The sequence below is a fragment of the Nonomuraea africana genome, assembly GCF_014873535.1.
Classification (GTDB): Bacteria; Actinomycetota; Actinomycetes; order Streptosporangiales; family Streptosporangiaceae; genus Nonomuraea; species Nonomuraea africana.
In genome coordinates this window covers 1,585,604-1,605,452 of record NZ_JADBEF010000001.1, presented here as the reverse complement: position 1 = coordinate 1,605,452, position 19,849 = coordinate 1,585,604, and the positions used below count along the sequence as shown (strand labels likewise).

22 protein-coding genes are annotated in these 19,849 nt (G+C 70.6%); 2 read left to right on the top strand and 20 right to left on the bottom strand.

Annotated features, from left to right (window positions below; all coding sequences use genetic code 11):
* Window positions 1–106 precede the first annotated feature (106 nt).
* The 19 genes from H4W81_RS07320 to H4W81_RS07230 form a co-directional block, all read right to left on the bottom strand.
* Entirely contained in the window at window positions 107–508 is a 402-nt protein-coding gene (locus tag H4W81_RS07320; RefSeq protein ID WP_318781583.1) for an HIT family protein, read from the bottom strand.
* On the bottom strand, window positions 505–1,653 hold the full coding sequence (locus H4W81_RS07315) for an acyl-CoA dehydrogenase family protein (RefSeq protein ID WP_192774082.1): 1,149 nt from the start codon (window positions 1,651–1,653) through the stop codon (window positions 505–507). Before H4W81_RS07315 ends, H4W81_RS07320 begins: the two co-directional genes overlap by 4 nt.
* A gap of 426 nt (window positions 1,654–2,079) precedes the next feature.
* On the bottom strand, window positions 2,080–2,580 hold the full coding sequence (locus tag H4W81_RS07310) for a MaoC family dehydratase (protein WP_318781582.1): 501 nt from the start codon (window positions 2,578–2,580) through the stop codon (window positions 2,080–2,082).
* A gap of 17 nt (window positions 2,581–2,597) precedes the next feature.
* Window positions 2,598–3,311: a DUF1838 family protein gene (locus tag H4W81_RS07305; protein WP_192774081.1), complete on the bottom strand. Its 714-nt coding sequence runs from the start codon at window positions 3,309–3,311 to the stop codon at window positions 2,598–2,600.
* Between the two features lie 34 nt (window positions 3,312–3,345).
* On the bottom strand, window positions 3,346–3,690 hold the full coding sequence (locus H4W81_RS07300; RefSeq protein ID WP_192774080.1) for a hypothetical protein: 345 nt from the start codon (window positions 3,688–3,690) through the stop codon (window positions 3,346–3,348).
* Entirely contained in the window at window positions 3,687–4,580 is an 894-nt protein-coding gene (locus H4W81_RS07295; RefSeq protein ID WP_192774079.1) for a YihY/virulence factor BrkB family protein, read from the bottom strand. Before H4W81_RS07295 ends, H4W81_RS07300 begins: the two co-directional genes overlap by 4 nt.
* Window positions 4,581–4,584: 4 nt before the next feature.
* Window positions 4,585–5,295, bottom strand: a complete 711-nt coding sequence (locus H4W81_RS07290) for a DUF3618 domain-containing protein (RefSeq protein WP_192774078.1) — start codon at window positions 5,293–5,295, stop codon at window positions 4,585–4,587.
* A complete protein-coding gene (locus tag H4W81_RS07285; RefSeq protein WP_192774077.1) occupies window positions 5,292–5,687 on the bottom strand; it encodes a phage holin family protein in 396 nt (131 codons plus the stop codon). The genes H4W81_RS07290 and H4W81_RS07285 overlap by 4 nt, the downstream gene beginning before the upstream one ends.
* A 36-nt stretch (window positions 5,688–5,723) precedes the next feature.
* Window positions 5,724–5,870 (bottom strand): hypothetical protein, encoded by a 147-nt coding sequence (locus H4W81_RS07280; RefSeq protein WP_192774076.1) that lies wholly within the window; start codon window positions 5,868–5,870, stop codon window positions 5,724–5,726.
* Window positions 5,867–6,604 carry a class I SAM-dependent methyltransferase gene (locus H4W81_RS07275; RefSeq protein WP_192774075.1) on the bottom strand — a complete coding sequence of 246 codons (738 nt, stop codon included), beginning with the start codon at window positions 6,602–6,604 and terminating at the stop codon, window positions 5,867–5,869. Before H4W81_RS07275 ends, H4W81_RS07280 begins: the two co-directional genes overlap by 4 nt.
* A gap of 108 nt (window positions 6,605–6,712) precedes the next feature.
* On the bottom strand, window positions 6,713–7,651 hold the full coding sequence (locus H4W81_RS07270; protein WP_192774074.1) for a diacylglycerol/lipid kinase family protein: 939 nt from the start codon (window positions 7,649–7,651) through the stop codon (window positions 6,713–6,715).
* Window positions 7,652–7,698: 47 nt separating this feature from the next.
* Complete coding sequence (locus tag H4W81_RS07265; RefSeq protein WP_318781581.1) at window positions 7,699–10,377, bottom strand: immune inhibitor A domain-containing protein; 2,679 nt, start codon at window positions 10,375–10,377, stop codon at window positions 7,699–7,701.
* A gap of 111 nt (window positions 10,378–10,488) precedes the next feature.
* Complete coding sequence (gene frdD, locus H4W81_RS07260) at window positions 10,489–10,830, bottom strand: fumarate reductase subunit FrdD (RefSeq protein ID WP_192774072.1); 342 nt, start codon at window positions 10,828–10,830, stop codon at window positions 10,489–10,491.
* Window positions 10,827–11,213 carry a succinate dehydrogenase/fumarate reductase transmembrane subunit gene (locus tag H4W81_RS07255; protein ID WP_192774071.1) on the bottom strand — a complete coding sequence of 129 codons (387 nt, stop codon included), beginning with the start codon at window positions 11,211–11,213 and terminating at the stop codon, window positions 10,827–10,829. The genes frdD and H4W81_RS07255 overlap by 4 nt, the downstream gene beginning before the upstream one ends.
* On the bottom strand, window positions 11,210–11,974 hold the full coding sequence (gene sdhB, locus H4W81_RS07250) for a succinate dehydrogenase iron-sulfur subunit (protein WP_192774070.1): 765 nt from the start codon (window positions 11,972–11,974) through the stop codon (window positions 11,210–11,212). Before sdhB ends, H4W81_RS07255 begins: the two co-directional genes overlap by 4 nt.
* A gap of 21 nt (window positions 11,975–11,995) precedes the next feature.
* On the bottom strand, window positions 11,996–13,729 hold the full coding sequence (gene frdA, locus H4W81_RS07245) for a fumarate reductase (quinol) flavoprotein subunit (RefSeq protein ID WP_192774069.1): 1,734 nt from the start codon (window positions 13,727–13,729) through the stop codon (window positions 11,996–11,998).
* A gap of 3 nt (window positions 13,730–13,732) precedes the next feature.
* Window positions 13,733–13,966, bottom strand: a complete 234-nt coding sequence (locus H4W81_RS07240; RefSeq protein WP_192774068.1) for a hypothetical protein — start codon at window positions 13,964–13,966, stop codon at window positions 13,733–13,735.
* Between the two features lie 77 nt (window positions 13,967–14,043).
* Entirely contained in the window at window positions 14,044–15,771 is a 1,728-nt protein-coding gene (gene ctaD, locus H4W81_RS07235; RefSeq protein ID WP_318781580.1) for an aa3-type cytochrome oxidase subunit I, read from the bottom strand.
* A 123-nt stretch (window positions 15,772–15,894) separates the two neighbouring features.
* Window positions 15,895–17,595, bottom strand: a complete 1,701-nt coding sequence (locus H4W81_RS07230; protein WP_192774066.1) for an IlvD/Edd family dehydratase — start codon at window positions 17,593–17,595, stop codon at window positions 15,895–15,897.
* A 43-nt stretch (window positions 17,596–17,638) separates the two neighbouring features.
* Between H4W81_RS07230 and H4W81_RS07225 the strand changes: the two genes are divergently transcribed.
* Window positions 17,639–18,415 (top strand): IclR family transcriptional regulator, encoded by a 777-nt coding sequence (locus tag H4W81_RS07225; protein ID WP_192774065.1) that lies wholly within the window; start codon window positions 17,639–17,641, stop codon window positions 18,413–18,415.
* Between the two features lie 31 nt (window positions 18,416–18,446).
* Here the strand turns inward: H4W81_RS07225 and H4W81_RS07220 are convergent, their stop codons facing one another.
* The gene (locus tag H4W81_RS07220; protein ID WP_192780677.1) at window positions 18,447–19,223 is read right to left on the bottom strand and encodes an alpha/beta hydrolase; all 777 of its coding nucleotides are present in this window, start codon (window positions 19,221–19,223) and stop codon (window positions 18,447–18,449) included.
* Window positions 19,224–19,254: 31 nt separating this feature from the next.
* Between H4W81_RS07220 and H4W81_RS07215 the strand changes: the two genes are divergently transcribed.
* Window positions 19,255–19,833, top strand: a complete 579-nt coding sequence (locus tag H4W81_RS07215; protein WP_192774064.1) for a TetR/AcrR family transcriptional regulator — start codon at window positions 19,255–19,257, stop codon at window positions 19,831–19,833.
* The last annotated feature ends 16 nt before the right edge of the window (window positions 19,834–19,849 follow it).

Below are 19,849 nucleotides of genomic sequence, written 5' to 3'. Positions count from 1 at the left end.
CAGCCGTGGGTGCGCCTGCCGTACCCGCCGCCCGCCGACCGGGCGGTGATGGCGCTGGTCCTGGACGGCAGGCCGCTGGCCTTCGCCGGGCCGCACGGCCAGTGGCTCAGCTGGTTCGCCTGATCGCCGCGGCGTACGCCTCGGCCTCCTCGTCGGAGTCGTATCTGGTGCGTGGCCAGAAGAAGCCACGCAGCCCGTCCTTCTTGTTGCGCGGCACGATGTGGACGTGCAGGTGCGGGACGCTCTGGCTGACGCGGTTGTTCATCGCCACGAACGTGCCCGCCGCCTCCAGCCCCTTCTCGACCGCTCCCGCCAGGTGCTGGACGCGCTCGAAGAACGGGCCGACGCCGTCGAGGTCGGTCAGCGTCTCCACGTGCGCGCGCGGCACGACCAGGAGGTGGCCCTTGAACACCGGCCTGGCGTCGAGGAAGGAGAGCGCCACCTCGTCGGAGGTGACCACGAAGGCGGGTCGCTCCCCTGACACGATCTCGCAGAACAGACAGCTCACCACCCGACCTTAACCGCTCCCTTCAGCAGGTCTCTGGCGATCACCATGCGCTGCACGTCGTTGGTGCCCTCGCCGATCGCCATGAGCGGCGCGTCGCGGTAGAGCCGTTCCAGCACGAACTCCTGCGAGTAGCCGTAGCCGCCGTGTACCCGCATGGCCTCCATCGTCACCCGCAGCGCGACCTCCGAGGCGAAGTACTTGGCCATGGCCGCCTCCGCCTTGGCCGACCTGGACGCCGCCCAGTACGTCATGAGCCTGGCCGCCTGGATCTCGGTGGCCATGTCGGCGAGCTTGAGCTGGATGGCCTGGAAGTCGCCGATCGGCCTGCCGAACGCCTCGCGCTGCCCGGCGTAGGCGAGCGCGGCGTCGAAGGCGCACTGCGAGACGCCGACCGCCCTGGCGGCGATGTTGACCCTGCCCAGCTCGAGCGCCGACAGCGCCTGCTGCATGCCGCGCCCCTCGACGCCGCCGAGCAGCTGGTCCCTGTGCACGCGCACGTCCTGCAGGGCGATCTCGCAGGTCTCGGTGCCCTTGTAGCCCAGCTTGGGCAGGTCGCGGCTGACGGTGTAGCCGGGCGTGCCCGCCTCGACCAGCAGCATCGACAGGCCCCTGTGGGCGGGCGTCTCGTCGGAGGTCTTCACCAGCACCGGCATGGGGTCGGCGTGGCGGGCGTTGGTGATCCACGTCTTGGTGCCGTTGATCACGTAGTGGTCGCCGTCGCGCTCGGCGCGAGTCTGGATGCCCTGCAGGTCGGTGCCCGCCCCCGGCTCGGTCAGCGCGATGCCGGTACGGCGGGCGCCGCTGGCCAGCTCGGGCAGGTAGCGCTCCTTCTGGTCCTGCGTGCCGTACTGGTTGATCATCCAGGCCGACAGCGAGTGGGAGCCGAGCACCCCCGCCACGCCCATCCAGCCGCGCGCGATCTCCTCGAAGACCAGCGCGTAGGAGACGCGGTCGAGGTCGAGCCCGCCGTACTGGGCGGGGATCGTCATGCCGAAGAGCCCGAGCTCCTTGAACCGTTCGACGATCTCCGTGGGATAGCGCCCCGAGCGCTCCCACTCGGCGGCGACGGGCACGATCTCCTTGTCGACGAACTCCCGCAGGGTGGCGCGGAACAGCTGCTGGTCCTCGTTGAGCTCGAAGTCCATCAGTTCCTCCCGAGGGGACCGTCGCCGTGGGGCGACGGGGGAATCGGGAGGACCGTCAAGTCCCGAGCCTGCAGTGACCTGGCCGGTCTGCACATCAGAGGTCTCCGTTTTCTGTGCGCTGGACACATGCCAGCGTCATGATGATGGTGTGACTCCTCGGGTGCGCACCTCCCCTGGCGCGGCATACCACCTCGTGTGGAGCCCGAAGTATCGCCGTCCGGTCCTCGTCGAGCGGGCGAAGAACATCCTTGAGGAACCAGATCGTGCCAAGGCAAGCGAGCACGGCCGGCAGATCCGTGCGTAGGTCGTTCAAGTTCCGCACGCCGACGTGAACGCGGCGATCAACATCCTCAGGGCAGGGCTTGCCCTTCGCGACGCTGCGGAAGCGGCTTAGCGAGAAGCCGCTCTCTTCAGGGAGCGGAGGAGTCACCACATGGGTCCGTTCTTCGCGGCGGGAAAGTAACCCTTGTCGTGCGGCGCGTCGCGCTTGTAGACCATGACGGTCCTGCGCCAGGACATGACCTCGTCGCCGTCCTGGTTGAGGCCGCGGGTGGCGCAGGTGACGATGCCCGCGTACGGCCGCGACCCCGACTCGCGCTTGGCGAGCACCTTCGACTCGGCGTAGAGGGTGTCGCCGATGAAGACCGGGTGGGTGAGCCTGATCTCCTCCCAGCCGAGGTTCATCATCGCGTTCTGGCTGACGTCGATCACCGAGAGGCCGAGCACGATCGCCACCGAGAGGCCGGAGTTCACGATGATCTTCCCGGCCGGGGCTCTGGCCGCGAAGTGCGCGTTGAAGTGGTTCTGGTTGGTGTTCATCGTCAGCAACGTGAACCAGGTGTTGTCCGCCTCGCTGATCGTCCTGCCCAGCGGGTGCTGGTAGACGTCGCCGACGGTGAAGTCCTCGTAGTACCTGCCAAGCGTCACCTGGGCAAGGCTAACTATCAGAACTTTCTTCGGTCAACGAACGTCGTCCAGCTCGTCTGGTTGGGCGCGCTCCACTCGGCAGGCGCGTTGAGCGGCCCGAACAGCGCCTCCAGGTTGCCGGGCACCTCGCCGACCTTGGCGCCCCTGCAGTGGTAGACCAGCGCGCCGGGCCGCTGGCCCATCGCCATCCACGGCAGCCAGGGCGAGACCCTGCACCACGACAGCGTGCTCGGCACCGACGGCGCGTCGCCCTCGAGCGCGGCGGCGGATGCGAAGAACTGGAACAGCTCCATCGCCCGGTAGGTGTCGCTGAAGGAGTTCTCTGGGTAGTCGGCCACCTTCAGCGGGGAGGGGTAGGCGAGCAGGATGTCGGTGTTGAGCACGACCGTGTCGCCCATGCGGGTGGCAGGCACCTGGAAGCCGCGCAGCCGCTGGTTGACGGGGTCGTTGTAGACGTGCTGAACGTCCACGCGCCGGCCGGTGAAGGGGTTGTCCCAAGTGTCGAGGGGGTCGCGCGAGGCCGGGTCGAGGTAGGCCGCCGCCTCTTTGGTCAGCAGCTCCCAGCCGCCGTCGCGCTCGAGCGCCCTCGCCACGTTGACGCCCTCGAACCCGAACAGGTGGTGCGGTCCTTCGTCGAGCCCGTAGGCGTAGACGTCGCCCGTCCACCAGGTCACCGTCTCGGCGCCGTCGGCGCTGGCCCGCACTCGCATGAAGTCTCGGAGATCGCTCATGGGCGCACCCTACTCATGACGGGCCCGCCCGTCGCTAGGAGTTCTTCACCGTGATCGAGAAACTCGCCTCTCCCCTGCCCGTGACGTCGACGCGCGTGGTGCCCGGGTGCTTGGCGTTGAAGACGAAGTAGGTGCGGCCGTCGAGGTGCTCCTCGCTGATGAAGGAGGCCACCTTGGCGTCGGGCACCGCCTTGAGGTCCCACTCGCCCTCGGTGAGCGACAGCGAGAAGCGCTGCCCCTTGCCGACCTCGACAGGAGTGGTAGCGCCGGGGGCGCCCTCGACGACCTTGCCGAGGTCGCTGACGGCCGTGCCCCCTCCGCAGCCGGCCAGGGCCAGGCCCAGTGCCAGCATCGGGGTCACCATCGCGCGACGAGTCATCCCAGCAGCGTATCGGGCTTGGGTGGATCTCTCGGCACCGCGTACGGCTCGACGTCGGCGGGGTGGCCCTCGGCCATGCGCTTGCCCCTGATCAGCTCGGCGTCGAACTCGGCGCCGAACAGCAGGGCCATGTTCGACAGCCACAGCCACACGAGGAACACCACGACCGCGGCGAGCGTGCCATACGTCTTGTTGTAGGAGCCGAAATTGGCGACGTACAGCGCGAAGCCGGCGGAGACCAGCACCCACAGCACCACCGCCAGCAGCCCTCCCGGCGTGATCCAGCGCAGGCCCGGCTGCCGCACGTTCGGCGCCGCCCAGTAGAGAACCATGATCAGCCCGGCGGCGATGAGGGCGAGGACCGGCCACTTGACGATGTCCCAGAGCGTGACGAGGGGGTCGCTGAGGCTCAGCCTGCTGCCCGCGACCTCGGCCACCCTGCCCGTGAGGGTGACCGCGATCGCCCCCGCGGCCAGCAGCACCATGACCAGCAGGGTCAGGCCGAGCCTGAGCGGGGTCAGCTTCCAGAACGGCCGCCCCTCCTCGATGTCGTAGATCGCGTTGGCGGCGCGGACGAAGGCCGCGATGTAGCCGGAGGCCGACCAGAGCGCGACGAGCAGGCCGACGATCGCCAGCACGCCCGCGCCGGTGCTGCGCACCCCTGCCAGCCCCTGGACCAGCAGGTCGCGCACCTCCGCCGGAGCGAGCACCGCGATGCTGCCGATGACCGCCGCCGCGTCGTCACGCCCGACCATACCCAGCAGGGACACCAGCACGATGAGCGCGGGGAAGATCGACAGAACCCCGTAGTACGTGAGGGCGGCCGCCCAGTCCTGCACGCTGTCATGCCTGAACTCGGCGAACGCCCTGCTGAGCGCGCCCCACCACATGCGCCTACTTCCGGCTCCGCCTCATCATCCTGCGGATCACGAGCAGCGCCACCGCCCCAGCGGCCGCGATCATGAGCGCGGGCCTGCGCTTCGCCTCGGCGCCGACCTTGTCGGCCGCCTCCTTCACCTGGTCGGGCATCTTCTCGGCGACGGCGGCGACCTTGTCCTTGGCCGCGCCCGCGACCTCGGTGGCCCTGCCCTTCACATCCGCCTTGTTCACCATGGCCTCGACCGTGTCGCCGATCTCCTTGCGGGTCTCGGTGATGTCCTTGCGCACCTGCTCCTCCTCGAAAGCCGCTGTGGTCCCTGCCGACGTCGAACCCGCGGCGCCGTGTGAGCGCCTGGTCACCGGGCGGGGGGCGCCGCGTCCCGCGCCCTCCACGAAGCCCGCCGTCTCCCGCGGGTCCTCGGCCTCCTGCGAGGCGGCCGTCCGGCCCGGAGTACGGCCAGGGCGGTGGGTCTTCCCCGAGCCGGGGATCTCCGGCGGCTGGTGGACCTCACCGGAGCCGACCCGCTCGTCGGGCACCGGTCCCTCGGGCACGAACTCCTCGTGCGGTGCGCGGGCCTCCTGCGCGTCTCGCGCGTTCTGCACCGCGCCCGCCAGGGTCGGCGGGACGTTGATGGACTCGTGATCGGTCGGCTCGCCCACGGTGGCCCGGCGCGACCCCACGTCGCCCGCGTGTGACTGACTGAAGCCAGGATCGCTCTCGGTCATCGTCGTGCCCTCTCTTTCACCACGTCGATGTCGGTCTTGACGCTCTCGATCGCCGCTTCGGGTGTCGGTGGCGTCGCCTTTTTGACCTGCTTCTTACCGATGAGACCAAGAACGGCGGCAAGCACGAGCAAGACGCCTGCCACGATTCCGGCCGCGGCCCAGGCCGGCAGCACGGATGACAACAGCAGGATGACGGCGGCCACCAGAGCCGCGCCGCCGTAGAAGGCCACGACGCCCGCGCCGCCGAACAGGCCGGCCCCGAACCCTGCCCGCTTGCCCTTCTCGGCCAGTTCCAGGCGAGCCAGGCGCATCTCGCTGCGCACGAGCTGCGAGAGCTGTGCGGACAGATCGCTGACGAGCTCAGCCGTGGACAGGCCCTGCTTGGAGTTCATGGGTATGGCGACTACCCACCCCACGGCACGGAAACCTCAGCGCTTGGCGGCCTTCAGCAGCCTGTCGAGCACGTTGAGCACGGGAGACTCCGCGCTCTCGCACCAGGGGGCGGGAGGGGACGGGCGCTCGCACCACGGCTGGGGCGGGCGCGGCGTTTCGCACCAGGAGCCGGGACGTTTCATCTCTCCTGTCTACCACCGATGAGATGGGTCAGCGCGGCCACCGAACGATAGGGATCCGTACTCCCCGCGCGCTCCTCGCAGGCGAGCAGCGCGTCGAGGTCGGCGGGAGGGGGTGCGCCGCCCTGGTCGAGGTCGGTGAAGACGCGCACGCCGTACCAGTCGGTGACCTCCAGGCCGCGGGCGGACAGGGCCGCGGTGAGGTCGAGGCGGCGGTCGGCCCGCGCGCGCACGCCCAGGCGGTTGGTGTAGCCGGTGCCCTCGAAGGCCCGCAGGGCGGCCTGCCAGTCGCCCATCAGGCCGGGCCGCATGGCCAGCGCGTCGCCGTTGCGCACCAGCAGCGACAGGAAGCCGCCCGGCCTGACCAGCGCCGCGAGGTCGGTGAGGAGCGGGCCCGGGTCGTCGAGGTACATCAGGACGCCGTGGCACAGCACCACGTCGAAGGAGGCGGGCTCGAACAGCGACGACAGCTCCGACAGGTCGGAGCGGATCGTGCGGATCCGGCCGGGCTCGATCAGGTCGAGCAGCTCGCCCGAGGCGTCGACCCCGGTGACGTCGTGACCGCGCTCGGCCATCCGCAGCGCCTGGGTGCCCTGACCGCATCCGGCGTCCAGCACACGGGCGGGGGCCTTGGGCAGGTGACGGTCGAGCTGCCTGGTGACCAGCTCCTGCCTGACCACGTTCCGCAGCGCCCCGAGCCCGGCGCGCCACCGCCCCTCGGCGCCCTCGAATCTCATGATCGGAGCCTATCCGCGGGAAACCGCGGAGGAACCGAAGTGAAACTCCGCTGTTCGAGGGCGTCCGCCGAACCTACGCCTGGTACCGCGACCACGCGTGACGGCCGGTCAGCTGTCGTGGAAGTCCGCAGGGACCATCACGCGCAGCCCGTTCGGCACCACGCGCAGCCTGATGGGGGTGCGCAGCCGTACCTCGCCGTCGACGTCGGCCGCCATCGGCGGCTCGGTCTCGAGCAGCATCTCGCGGCCCATCACGAACGGCCCGCCCGCCAGGCTGCGCCACCTGCCGGTGGTCGCGCGCACGAGCGTCTCGCCGAGCAGCCGCAGCTTCTTGCCGGAGCCGAGCTGGTAGGCCACGAGCAGGCCGTTGTCGATGCTGATGTCCCTGGCCACCTGCCAGCCGCCGTGGAAGCGGCCGTTGGCGATGTTGAGCTGGTCGGTGAGGAGCTCGTGGCGCTTGCCGTCGACGGTGAGGATCGCGCGGAACGGCTTGTGCCCCGGCAGGATCGTCAGGGCGGTCAGGGGGTAGGCGGGGCGGCCGAGGACGCGCTTGAGCCACGGCTTGACGGTGCCGGCGACCTCGACGGAGACGCCGAAGCTGGCCAGGTTGGCGAAGGGCCGGTCCTCCGCCATGCCGAGGTCGATGTCGGCGACCTTGCCCGTGTCGAAGACCCTGATCGCGCCGGCCAGGTCGAGCGGCAGGCCGAGGCTGCGGGCGAAGTTGTTGGTGGTGCCGAGCGGCAGCACGCCCAGCGCCACGTCGCGGTGGGCGACGTGGCGCACCGCCGAGGACAGCGTGCCGTCGCCACCGCCCACGACCAGCAGGTCGGGCTTGGTCTCCAGGGCCTTGTCCAGGTGGGCGCGCAGCCGCTTGGGGTTGACGACGGAGTACTCCGCCAAGGGCTCGAAGCCCAGCGCGTGGATCTGGTCCAGCACCTCGAAGTAGTGGCGGCGGCCACGGCGGGAACGCGTGTTGATCACGACGGCGATCCGCCGGTCCCTGCGAATGGCCTCGGTGTGCTCGGCCTTGCTGCGGAGCTCGGTCATGGATGACATCGTAGGGCCGCCGGGACGGTCGCCCCGGCGGCGCATGATCACTTCTTCGGCGGGGTCACCCGCACGATGGCCCCCACGTTGCCCGGCAGCGGGGTGACCAGCCCGAACCGCACGCCGAGCGCCTGGTCGCCGGGGTCGCCCGAGCCGAGGACGTGACCGCCGCCCAGCTCGGTGCCGTACAGGTCGGTGGCGGGCCTGCCGTCGGCGCCGACGACCCTGGTGGAGTAGGGCCCCTTGGCGGGGATCACCACCGAGGCGTCGAAGTCGCGGTAGTCGAGCGCGCCGTCGACGAGGTCCAGCCCCGGGTACCAGGTCTTCGCGTCGGTGAAGGCGGGCACCCCCTTCAGCGCGGGGTAGGTGGCGCAGTGCTCGGTGAACGGCTCGCCCTCCAGGCACTCCCTGAACGGTGGTGTCCTGCCGAAGGAGAAGGCCGCGTTCGAGCTCTGCACCCGCCCGTCGAGGTTCTTGCGCTCCCTCGGGTCCACGGCCGCCGCCTGCCCCGTCCGGCGCAGCGGCTCGTAGTGCGAGTCGACGAGCAGCAGCCCGCCCTTCACGCCGAGGCTCGGCCCCTCCATGAGCGTCGGGGCCAGCACGTTGTTGGTGTAGGTGGAGTCGCGCAGCCACACCAGCAGCCCCGGCGCGTTGTACCGCAGCCGTTCCACCTTCCACGAGCCGCCGCGCAGGTAGCTGGTGTCGTAGGCGTGGGCCAGCCCCCTGTCGAAGCCGTCGAGGTTGCGCCATTCGGCCAGGTAGAAGCGGGAGATCTCGCGGGAGCCGGTGCTGACCGTCCAGCCCTGCCCGCTGGTGTTGGTGAAGGTGCCGCCCGTGGCCGTCCATCCGCCCGCGCCCTGTTCCGCGCCGTCGCTCCACACGGTCGCGCCGCCGCTGGTGAGGGCGAAGTCGTCGGCGAACCAGCCGCGCGCGGTGGTGCTTGCGTCGGTGGTGTAGAGCAGGCGCAGCTTGACCGTGGTGCCGGCGAAGGGCGTGAGATCGACGTAGTCGTGCCGCCAGCCGCTGGTGGCGCCGGTCAGTCCGTGGCGCCTGCCGCGCAGCGCCTTGTGCGGGTCGGGGTAGCCGTCGGGGGTGCTGACCTCGGCGCCCGACGCGGCGAACACCCGGCGCTGGGTCCAGGTGACGCCGCCGTCGATGGAGACCTCGACGAAGCCGTAGTCGTAGCCGGGCTCGATGTCGTAGCTGTTCCACATCCAGAACCGCACGTCGCCGCCGGCCGGCACCGTGAGGTCCCTGGTGACCGTGACGTTCGCCCACTCCTGGTCCATGCCCGACCACCACATCTTCGTGCCGCCGTGCGGGTCGAGCATCTTCAGCGGCGAGCTGGTCAGGTTGACCCGGACGCCGTCCTCGGTCAGGCGGGGCGTGCGCGAGGACTGCCCGACCGCCACGTGCCTGGTCCTGTCGCCGGGGTCGAGGATCTCGGGGTCGGCCCAGCCGAGCACCCACTTGGCCCAGAGGCCCAGGTGGGCAGGCATCGACTGGTAGAGGGGGCCGCTGTGCGAGCCGCTGGCCATCAGATCCCAGAACTCCACAGCCGAACTGGCGCCGCTGGTGTCGTAGAGGTCGGGCAGGCCGAGGTCGTGGCCGTACTCGTGGGCGAAGACGCCGACGCCCGCGTCCTCGGGCTGCACGATGTAGTTGGAGATCTTCAGCTTCGTGCCGGGGACGGGGTGGCCGCCCGCGACCGCGCCGGCGTGCGCCCATAACGCGTAGGCGCCCTGGGCACCGCCGTCGATGGACCTGTCCTTGCCCGCGTGGACCAGCACGAGGTGGTCGATGACGCCGTCGGGCTCGTCGACGTTCCCGTCATGGTCGGCGTCGCCGAGGTCCTCGCGGTCATAGCTTGACCAGTCGAAGCGCGGCTGGGCGGCGGCGAGCGCGTTCACGGCGTCGACGGGGAGCTGGGCGTACCCGCGCGGGTTGTCCGGGTGTCCCGACATGTCCTGGTAGGGCTGGCCGCACGCCGCCGCGCCGTACCAGGCCTCGGAGTGCGGGACCTTGATCCAGCCCACCGCCGAGCCGGAGACCGAGTAGGCGCCCTTGGACATCTCCTCGTACATGTTCCGCATCGTGAGCCCGGACAGGTCGACGCCCCTGACCTTGGTGGTCAGGCCCTGCTTGGAGTAGAGCAGCCGGTCGTAGTGGCCGGGGCTGAAGTCGGGCACCCAGAAGGAGAAGTCGTCCTTGTGCGGCAGGGTGGCGGGGTCGGGGATGCGGTTGTGCAGGGGGCCGTTCAGCCGGGTGCCGGGCGGCTCGGTGACGCAGTCGTCGGGCGCGCTCCTCGGCCCGCTGAGCCGCTGGAACCCCGAGAAGTCGTCGCCGGCCCGGTCGTTGAACTCCACCAGGATCGTCAGCAGCCTGGCCGTCTTCGTCCGGCGGGACTTCTTGAAGATGAAGTCGGCGGGGTTGCGCCCGGTCCTGACGGCCTGCTCCTCCCGCGCGGCCAGCACTCTGGCGGTCACCGGATTGCCGCCGGCGAACTGCGCGTCGAGCTTCCGCGCGGGGATGCGGGCCCGCGCGTCCCTGCCCGGCCTGGGCGGGTCGTCGGGGGTGAAGCCCTCGGCGGGCGGGACGTAGTTGATGTACTGGTCGGTGGCCGCCGGTTCGTAGCGGGCGGCGGTGTCGGCCTGGACGGCCGGCAGCCCGCCCGCGACCAGCGCCACCAGGGGGAGCGCCACGAGCAGGCGCTTCGCGCTTGGCACCACATTCCCTCTCTCCCCGGGATCTACCGGGTGAATGGCCTCAGAGGTCGTGCAGTGCGGACGTTAGGCGCGAAACCGGAGATCATTCCGCGCTTTGTCAAAAGCGGTATGTCAGAACAGCAGCAGGGCGGCCACGACCCCGCCCGCGACGGCCGCGCCGTAGCAGAGGGGGGCGATGACCAGGTCGAACCTGGCGAGGCCGAGGATCTCCTCGCTGGTGAAGCGGATCCGGTGCGCGGCGTGGAAGAGGCAGAGCACGACCACCGCGAGCAGCGCCAGCCGTACGAGAAGGGGGTCGAGGAGGGCGGCCAGCTCCGCCTGCGACGGCCAGTCGAGCACGCCCAGCGGCATGAGCACCCCGAACAGCAGCACCAGCACCGGCAGCAGCAGCGCGGCGACCACGCCGCCGCCGCTGAACAGCAACCACAAGTACGGCTCCGGCGTGCGCCTCATCGGGTCACCACCCAGAACAGCACGGCCGAGACCAGCAGCCAGGCGGTGTGGTTGCCGCCCTGGATCATGAACGCGGGCACCCGCCAGCCATCGAGCCTGACGACCGTGGCCTTGGGCGCGAGGTTGAGGAAGGTGACCGAGTGGAAGGCGGTCGCGGCCAGCGCGACCACGTTGAGCGCGATCATCCAGGGCCGGCCGGCGAGGGCGGTGAAGTCCGCGAGCGTGCCGCCCAGCACGGCGGCCACGAGCAGCACCAGATAGGCGATCGTCCAGGCGACGAAGACGCTGGTCAACTCCCTGGCCACGAAGAGCGTGTAGGCCCTGGAGCGCAGGAACCAGATCCGGTCGCGTGGGGGCCGGTAGGTCCTGGCCGGGCCCGTCATCGCCGCCCCCAGGGCAGGACCGAACGCATGGCGGCGGTGACCTTGAAGCGCTGGATCGCCTCGGCCGGATCGACGTGCTTGGGGCAGGCGCTCGTGCACTCGCCCACGAACGTGCAGCCCCACACGCCCTCGTCGGTGTTGAGCAGGTCGAGCCGGTCGCCCTGGTCACGCGAGTCGAGGTTGTAGCGCTGCGCGAGAGCGATCGCGGCCGGGCCGAGGAAGTCGGGGTTGAGCACGTACACCGGGCAGGCCGAGTAGCACAGCATGCAGTTGATGCACATCGAGTACTGCTTGTAGGCCTCGAGCTGCTCGGGCGTCTGGGCGTACTCGGCGGTCAGCGGCAGCTCCTCGCCCTCCCTGATCAGCCAGGGCCGGACGTGGGAGAGCTTGGCCAGGAAGTCGTCGATCTCCACGACCAGGTCGCGGATCACCGGGAAGCCCTTGAGCGGCTCGATCCTGACCGGGCCGGCGCCGAACTCGGTGAGGAAGGTGCCGCAGGTGAGCCTGGGTTTGCCGTTGACGTTCATGCCGCAGGAGCCGCAGACGCCCATCCGGCACGACCAGCGGAACGACAGCGAGCCGTCCAGCTGGTCCTTGACGTGGTTGAGGCCGTCGAGGACGGCCCAGTCGTCGCGCAGCGGCACGTCGAAGGTCTCGAAGACGGGCTCGGTGTCCTGTTCCGGGCGGAAGCGGCTGATCTCCAGTGTGATCGTGCGTTCGCCGCCGGTGGACCGTGCCGCCCTTGTCGCCTTGGTGCTCATCGCCCGCACCTCCGTACGAGATCAGTCACGGCCGTAGATCCTCTCGCCCGGCGGCCAGCGGGTGAGGGCGACGGGCAGGAGCCCGACCGAGGGGGTCCCCGAGGGGGCGCGGTGGACCAGCGAGTGGGCCAGGAAGCGCTCGTCGTCGCGGGCGGGGAAGTCGAGACGCTGGTGCGCGCCGCGCGACTCGGTCCTGTTCAGCGCGCTGGCGACGATCGTCTCGGCGACGTCGAGCATCGCGTGCAGCTCCACCAGCGAGATCAGCTCGGTGTTGAAGGTCGCGCTCTGGTCGTCCACCCGGGCGTCCACCGCCCGCTCCCGCAGCGTCGCCAGTGTGTCCACCGCCTTGGCGAGGGTGTCGTGAGTGCGGTAGATCCCCGCCGCGCCCTCCAGCGTGTGCTGCATCTCCTCGCGCAGGTCGGCGATCCTCGGCCCGGTGCCGCCGCCCTCCAGGATGCGGCGCAGCCTCCGCTGCTCGTCGGCGCCCTGGCTGCGGACGGCGGCCGCCTCGCCGTCGCGGTGCTCCCGCGCGAACGCGGCGGCCGCCGCCCCGGCGCGGGCGCCGAAGACCAGGATCTCCGGCAGCGAGTTGGAGCCCAGGCGGTTGGCGCCGTTGATGCTCACGCAGGCCGTCTCCCCCGCCGCGAACAGTCCGGCGACCGGGGTCGCGCCGGCGAGGTCGGTGTGGACGCCGCCCATCATGTAGTGCACGACGGGCCGGACCGGGATCAGGTCGGTGGCGGGGTCGAGGTTCTGGTAGCTGCGGCACAGCTCCCGCACGAACGGGATGCGGGAGTCGATCTTGGCCTCGCCGAGGTGGCGCAGGTCGAGGTAGACGACGGGGCCGTAGGGCGTCTCGACCGTCCGCCCCTTGTTCTGCTCGGCGACGAAGGCCTGCGAGAGCCGGTCGCGGGGGCCGAGCTCCATGCTGCGCAGCTTCGGGGTCTGCGTGGGCTGCCCGAGGTCGTAGTCCTGCAGGTAGCGGTAGCCGTCCTTGTTGATCAGCCAGCCGCCCTCCGCCCTGGCCGCCTCGGTGATGAGGATGCCGGTGAACGGCAGGCCGGTCGGGTGGTACTGAACGAACTCCATGTCCTTGAGCGGCGCGCCCGCCCGGTAGGCCAGTGCCATGCCGTCGCCGGTCTTGATGGCGGCGTTGGTGGTGAAGGGGAAGACGCGCCCGCACCCGCCGGTGGCCAGGATGACGGTCCTGGCCGCGATCGCCTCGACCCTGCCCGTCCTGATCTCGACCGCGACGACGCCGTGGACGCGTCCGTCGTCGACGATGAGCCGGGTGACGTACCACTCGTCGTACCTAACGATCTCCCGGTACTTCAGCGTGGTCTGGAACAGGGTGTGGAGCAGGTGGAAGCCGGTCTTGTCGGCGGCGTACCAGGTGCGCATCCGCTTCATCCCGCCGAAGGGCCGCACCGCGACGCGCCCGTCGCGCTCCCTGCTCCAGGGGCAGCCCCAGTGCTCCAGGCGCATCAGCTCGCGCGGCGCCTCGGCCACGAACGCCTCGACCGCGTCCTGGTCGCACAGCCAGTCGCCGCCGGAGATGGTGTCGTAGGCGTGCTCGTCGAGCGTGTCGCCGTCGGCGATGACGCCCGCGGCGCCGCCCTCGGCGGAGACCGTGTGGCTGCGCATGGGGTAGACCTTCGACACCACCGCCACCGTCATCGACGGGTCGGTCTCGGCGACCGCGATGGCCGCCCGGAGACCGGCCCCTCCTCCCCCGACGATGAGCACGTCGATCATGCCTCAGCTCCCGTGGTCGGGCTGGACCTGGTCTCTGACGGGCTTGCCGTCGTGGCGCACGGCTGTCAGATGGATGCTGCCGTCGTGGTACTCGTGGCGGATCCTGCGGCAGCCGCAGTCGAAGTACTGGTCCCTGATGAGCAGGCCGTAGCCGTCGTCCTCGACGAACCGCTCACCACCGCACTGCCTGCCGCAGGGTGCGATCTCGGGTGCGAAGGGGGTGCGTGTGCCTGTCATCGCCGACCTCCCTTGATTGGCGAATCGTCCCTTCCACGTAAGCACCGGGAGCGGGTTTCCGAAACCCCCTCACCGGCTCAGCCCGCCGGCGGCCCCTCTCCTGAGGTCTTGTGCTCCTCGCCGCCGACGGCGTCGAGTTCGGTCGGCGCGCCGGTCACGGTGTCGTCCGGCTGGACCGCCCGCGGATAGTGCAGGTCGAAGGCGGGCCGTTCGGACCTGATCTGCGGGATGAACACGAAGTTGTGCCGGGGCGGCGGGCACGAGGTGGCCCATTCGAGGCTGTTGGCGAAGCCCCACGGGTCGTCGACCGTGACTCTGGGCGCCCTGCGCGCGGTCTTCCACACGTTGTAGAGGAACGGCAGCGTGGACACCCCGAGCAGGAACGCGCCGACCGAGGAGATCAGGTTCAGGGTGGTGAAGCCGTCGCCCGCGCTGTAGTCGGCGTACCTGCGGGGGAAGCCCGCCATCCCCAGCCAGTGCTGGACGAGGAAGGTGGTGTGGAAGCCGATGAACAGCGACCAGAAGTGCACCTTGCCCAGGCGGTCGTCGAGCATCCGCCCGGTCATCTTCGGCCACCAGAAGTAGAACCCCGAGAACATCGCGAACACCACGGTGCCGAAGACCACGTAGTGGAAGTGCGCGACGACGAAGTAGGTGTCGCTGATGTGGAAGTCGAGCGGCGGAGAGGCGAGGATGATCCCGGTCAGCCCGCCGAGCAGGAAGGTCACCAGGAAGCCGATCGCGAACAGCATGGGCGTCTCGAAGCTGAGATGGCCCCGCCACATCGTGCCGATCCAGTTGAAGAACTTCACCCCTGTCGGCACCGCGATCAGGAACGTCATGAACGAGAAGAAGGGCAGCAGCACCTGCCCCGTGGCGAACATGTGGTGCGCCCACACCGTCATCGACAGGCCCGCGATGGTGATCGTGGCGGCGACCAGGCCGATGTAGCCGAAGATGGGCTTGCGGCTGAAGACCGGGATCACCTCGGTGATGATCCCGAAGAACGGCAGCGCGATGATGTAGACCTCGGGGTGGCCGAAGAACCAGAACAGGTGCTGCCACAGCAGCGGCCCGCCCGTCGCCGGGTCGTAGATGTGGGTGCCGAACTTGCGGTCGGACTCGAGGGCCAGCAGCGCGGCGGCCAGCACGGGGAAGGCCATGAGCACCATCATGCTGGTCAGCAGCGTGTTCCAGGTGAACAGCGGCATCCTGAACATCGTCATGCCGGGAGCGCGCATGCAGATGATCGTGGTGATGAAGTTGACGCTGCCCAGGATCGTGCCGAGACCGGCCAGCGCCAGCCCCATGATCCACAGGTCGCCGCCCATGCTGGGCGAGAACGTCGCGGTGGACAGCGGCGCGTAGCCGAACCAGCCGAAGTCCGCCGCGCCGCCCGGAGTGGCGAACCCGCCCAGCACGATGATGCCGCCGAACAGGAACAGCCAGTACGCGACGGCGTTCAGCCGGGGGAAGGCGACGTCGGGCGCGCCGATCTGCAGCGGCATGATGACGTTGGCGAACCCGGCGAACAGCGGGGTGGCGAAGAGCAGCAGCATGATCGTCCCGTGCATGGTGAACAGGGCGTTGTACTGCTGCTGGCTGACGAACTCGAGGCCGGGCTGGGCGAGTTCGGCCCGGATGACCATGGCCATGACGCCCGCGATGAGGAAGAACGCGAACGAGGTGATCAGGTAGAGGTAGCCGATGACCTTGTGGTCGGTCGTCGACAGCCAGGCGGCGACGACGGTGCCGGTGCGTCGGCGCCTGACCTGTTCGAGCGAGGTCTCGCGAACAGTCGTCACGGCAGCTCCCTCCACGCTGGGTGTGACCCCGGTCACTCCCATTTCACGCCCATGCCCGCCGTATCGAAAGCCGTAACCACGGATTTCTCCATGGATCGCTCTGCCCGGCGACGGCGGGTGCGCTCAGTGCGACTCCCTGCTCACCTCGTGGCCGCTGGAGCCGACCAGGAAGTCGAGGTCCGCGCCCTGGTCGGCCTGCAGGACGTGGTCGATGTAGAGGCGCTGCCAGCCCCTGGCCGGTTCGGCGAACCCGGTGGTCACCGGTGTCCTGCCCGACAGCTCCCGCTGGGGGAGGTCGATGTCGAGCCTGCGCGCGGGCACGTCGAGGACGATCGGGTCCCCGGTGCGCACCAGCGCGAGCGGCCCGCCGACGGCCGCCTCCGGCGCGGTGTGCAGGACGACGGTGCCGTAGGCGGTGCCGCTCATCCTGGCGTCGCTGACACGCACCATGTCGCGCACGCCCTTCTCCAGCAGCCTGCGCGGCAGGGGCAGGTTGCCGACCTCGGGCATCCCCGGGTAGCCGCGGGGGCCGCAGCCGCGCAGGATGAGCACGCTGGTCTCGTCCACGTCGAGGTCGGGCGAGTCGAGCCTGGCGTTGAGGTCCTCGACGCTGTCGAAGACCACCGCCCTGCCGCGGTGCCGCAGCAGTCCGGGCGAGGCGGCGGCGGGCTTGATGACCGCGCCGCGCGGGGCGAGGTTGCCGCGCAGGACGGCGATGCCCGCGTCCGCCAGCAGCGGCGCCGACCTGCGCCTGATGACGGTGTCGTCCCAGATCTCCGCCGCGTCCAGGTACGCGGTCAGCGGCTCGCCCGTGACGGTCGGCGCGGAGGGGTCGAGCAGGTCGCCCACCTCCTTCAGCACGGCGAGCAGCCCGCCCGCCCTGAACAGGTCGTCCATCAGGTGCCGCCCCGCGGGCTGGAGGTCGACCAGCAGCGGCACTCCCGACCCGATGCGGTCGAAGTCGTCGAGGGTCAGCTCGACGCCGAGCCGTCCGGCGATGGCCAGCAGGTGCACGACCGCGTTCGTGGAGCCGCCGATCGCGGCCAGCGTGACGATCGCGTTGTGGAAGGAGGCGCGGGTGAGCACCCTGCTCGGAGTCCTGTCCTCGGCGACCAGCTCGACCGCGAGCCGTCCGGTCTCGTGGGCCCGCTCCAGCAGCCTGCTGTCGGGGGCGGGGGTGCCTGCCGTACCGGGGATGGTCATGCCGAGCGCCTCGGCGACGCACGCCATCGTGGAGGCGGTGCCCATCGTGTTGCAGTGGCCCTTGCTGCGGATCATCGCCGACTCCGAGCGCAGGAAGGCCTCCCTCGACAGCGTCCCTGCCCGCACCTCCTCGCTGAGGCGCCACACGTCGGTGCCGCAGCCGAGGGGCACGCCGCGGAAGTGCCCCGTCAGCATCGGGCCGCCGGGCACGATGACGGCGGGCAGGTCGACCGAGGCGGCGGCCATGAGCAGCGAGGGGATCGTCTTGTCGCAGCCGCCGAGCAGGACCACGCCGTCGATGGGGTTGGCGCGCAGCATCTCCTCGGTCGCCATGGCGGCCAGGTTGCGCCAGAGCATGGCGGTCGGCCTGACGTTGGTCTCGCCGAGTGACATGACCGGCAGGTTCAGCGGGACGCCGCCCGCCTCCCAGATGCCCTGCTTGACGCTGGTGGCGACCTCGTCGAGGTGGGCGTTGCACGGGGTGAGGTCGGAGGCGGTGTTGGCGATCGCGATGTGCGGCCGGTCGCCCTCGAAGGCCTCCCGGGGCAGGCCGCGGCGCATCCAGGCGCGGTGAATGTAGGCGTTTCGATCGGTTCCTGCGTACCAGTGCGAACTACGCATGCGCTTCTTCCATTAACCGGAACACTGATCTAACATTCGGAACGTGATCGACTCTAGCCCCGAAACGGCCCGAGGAGAAGACCGGCTCGTCGGCTCCGACCGGGTGCTCGTGGTGCTGCGGGTGCTGGCCGAGCACCCCGAGGGCATCGGCCTGGAGGAGATGGCCAAGGCGGTCGGCAGTCCCAAGCCGACCGCGCACCGGGCGCTGGCCGCGCTGCGCCGCGCCGGGTTCGCCGGCCAGGACGGCAGGGGCCGCTACGTGCTGGGCGACGACTTCCTCAGGCTCGCCTTCGCCCACCACGAGGCGCGCCCCGACCACGTCAGGATCCGGCCCGCGCTGGAGCGGCTGGCCGCGAGGTTCGGCGAGACCGCGCACTACGCCGTGCTCGACGGCCGCGAGGTCGTCTACCGGGCGAAGGTCGACCCGCCGTCGGGGCCGGTGCGGCTCACCTCCACGGTCGGCGGGCGCAACCCCGCGCACAACACCGGCGTCGGCAAGCTGCTGCTGGCCTGGGCGCTGCCCGACGACGCGGCGGTGGCCGCGTGGGCGGCCGGCGGCCCGCTGGAGCGGCGCACCCCGCGCACCAAGGTGAGCGCCGGGGAGCTGGCGGCGGAGCTCGCGGCCGTGCGCGAGCGCGGCTACGCCGTGGACGACCAGGAGAACGAGGAGGGCGTCACCTGCGTGGCCGTTCCAGCGTTCCTGACCTCTCCGACCAGGCCGAGCGGCGCGGTCAGCGTCAGCGCCCTCGCCTACCGGACGCCACTGTCCGCGCTGGTCGCGGCACTGCCCGAGATCCGCGCGATCGTGCGCGAGCTGTAATCGTTTCGCTGGGCCGAGCCGCCGGTCCGCGTCAGCCCAGGACCCTGTCGACGAAGGCGGTGACCTCGGCCAGCACCTCCTCCTTGTTGGTCTCGTTGAACACCTCGTGGCGGGCGCCCGGGTAGATCCGCTCGGTCAGGTCGTCCCCCCTGACCGCCTCGATGCCCCTCCTGCTGCCCTCCAGCGGCACGAGCCGGTCGTCGGCGCCGTGGATCCACAGCGTGGGCAGCGCTCCGAGGGAGCCCGCCTTGGCGATCTCCTCCATCGTGGCGGCGAAGGCCTCGACCGTCGGGCGTTTGAAGGGGCCGTGCCAGACGAGGGTGTCGGCGGCGTAGGCCGCGCCGACCGTGAGGTCGCGGGAGAGGGTGGCGGGGTCGATGGGGATGTCAGGCATCTCCTCCAGCGTGAGCAGCAGGTCGATCGCCTCCCATCTGCCGATGACGGGGCCCGACAGGACCAGCGCGGCCAGGGACGGGCCGTACCGCTGGGCGTAGCGGGTGGCGATCAGGCCGCCCATGGAGTGGCCGATGACGACGACCGGCACGCCCGGGTGCTCGGCCCTCGCGCGCTCGGCGACGGCGTGCACGTCGGTGACGACGTCCTCGAAGTCCTCGATCAGCACGCGCTCTCCCTGCGACAGCCCGTGGCCCCGGTGGTCGGGGCCGTAGACGGCCGCGCCGTGCGCCACGAGGGCGGCGGCCACGTGCTCGTAGCGGCCGAGGTGCTCGCCGTACCCGTGGACGAGGATCGCGAGGTAGCGGGGACGCTCGTTCGGCCAGACTCTGATGGCGATTCTGGGGACATCCAGGGAGCGTACGTCCGGGTTCTAGAGTTTGACCATGGGGAAGACCACGCCGCCGCGCAGGGCGGACGCCGAGCGCAACATCGCCGCGATCCTGGCCACGGCCACCCGCCTGCTGAGCGCCGACCCGGGCGCGAGCGTCGCGGAGATCGCCAAGGCGGCGGGCGTCGGCAGGGTCACCCTCTACGGCCACTTCCCCTCCAGGGAGTCGCTGGTCGACGCCGTCCTCGAGCGCGCGGTCGACCAGGCCGAGCAGGTGCTGTCGGGGCTCGACCTCGACGGGCTGCCCGCGGCCGAGGCGCTGGAACGGCTGGTCACCTCCTCCTGGGAGATCCTCGACAGGCACAGCCGCCTGTTCGTGGCCGCCGACCGTGCGCTGCCCGGCGAGCGCATCCGCGAACGGCACAGCGGCCCGCTCGCCAGGGTCGAGCGGCTCATCGGGCGAGGCAGGGACGAAGGCGCCTTCCGCACCGATCTGCCGCTGTCGTGGCTGGTCAGCACGTTCCTCGCGGTGCTGCACACGGCGGCGGGCGAGATCGAGGCGGGCCGGCTGCCGCGCGAGGAGGCGGCCGGGGTGCTGACCGAGACCCTGCGTTCCCTGCTCGTCACTCAATAAAAGTAGACATACCCCG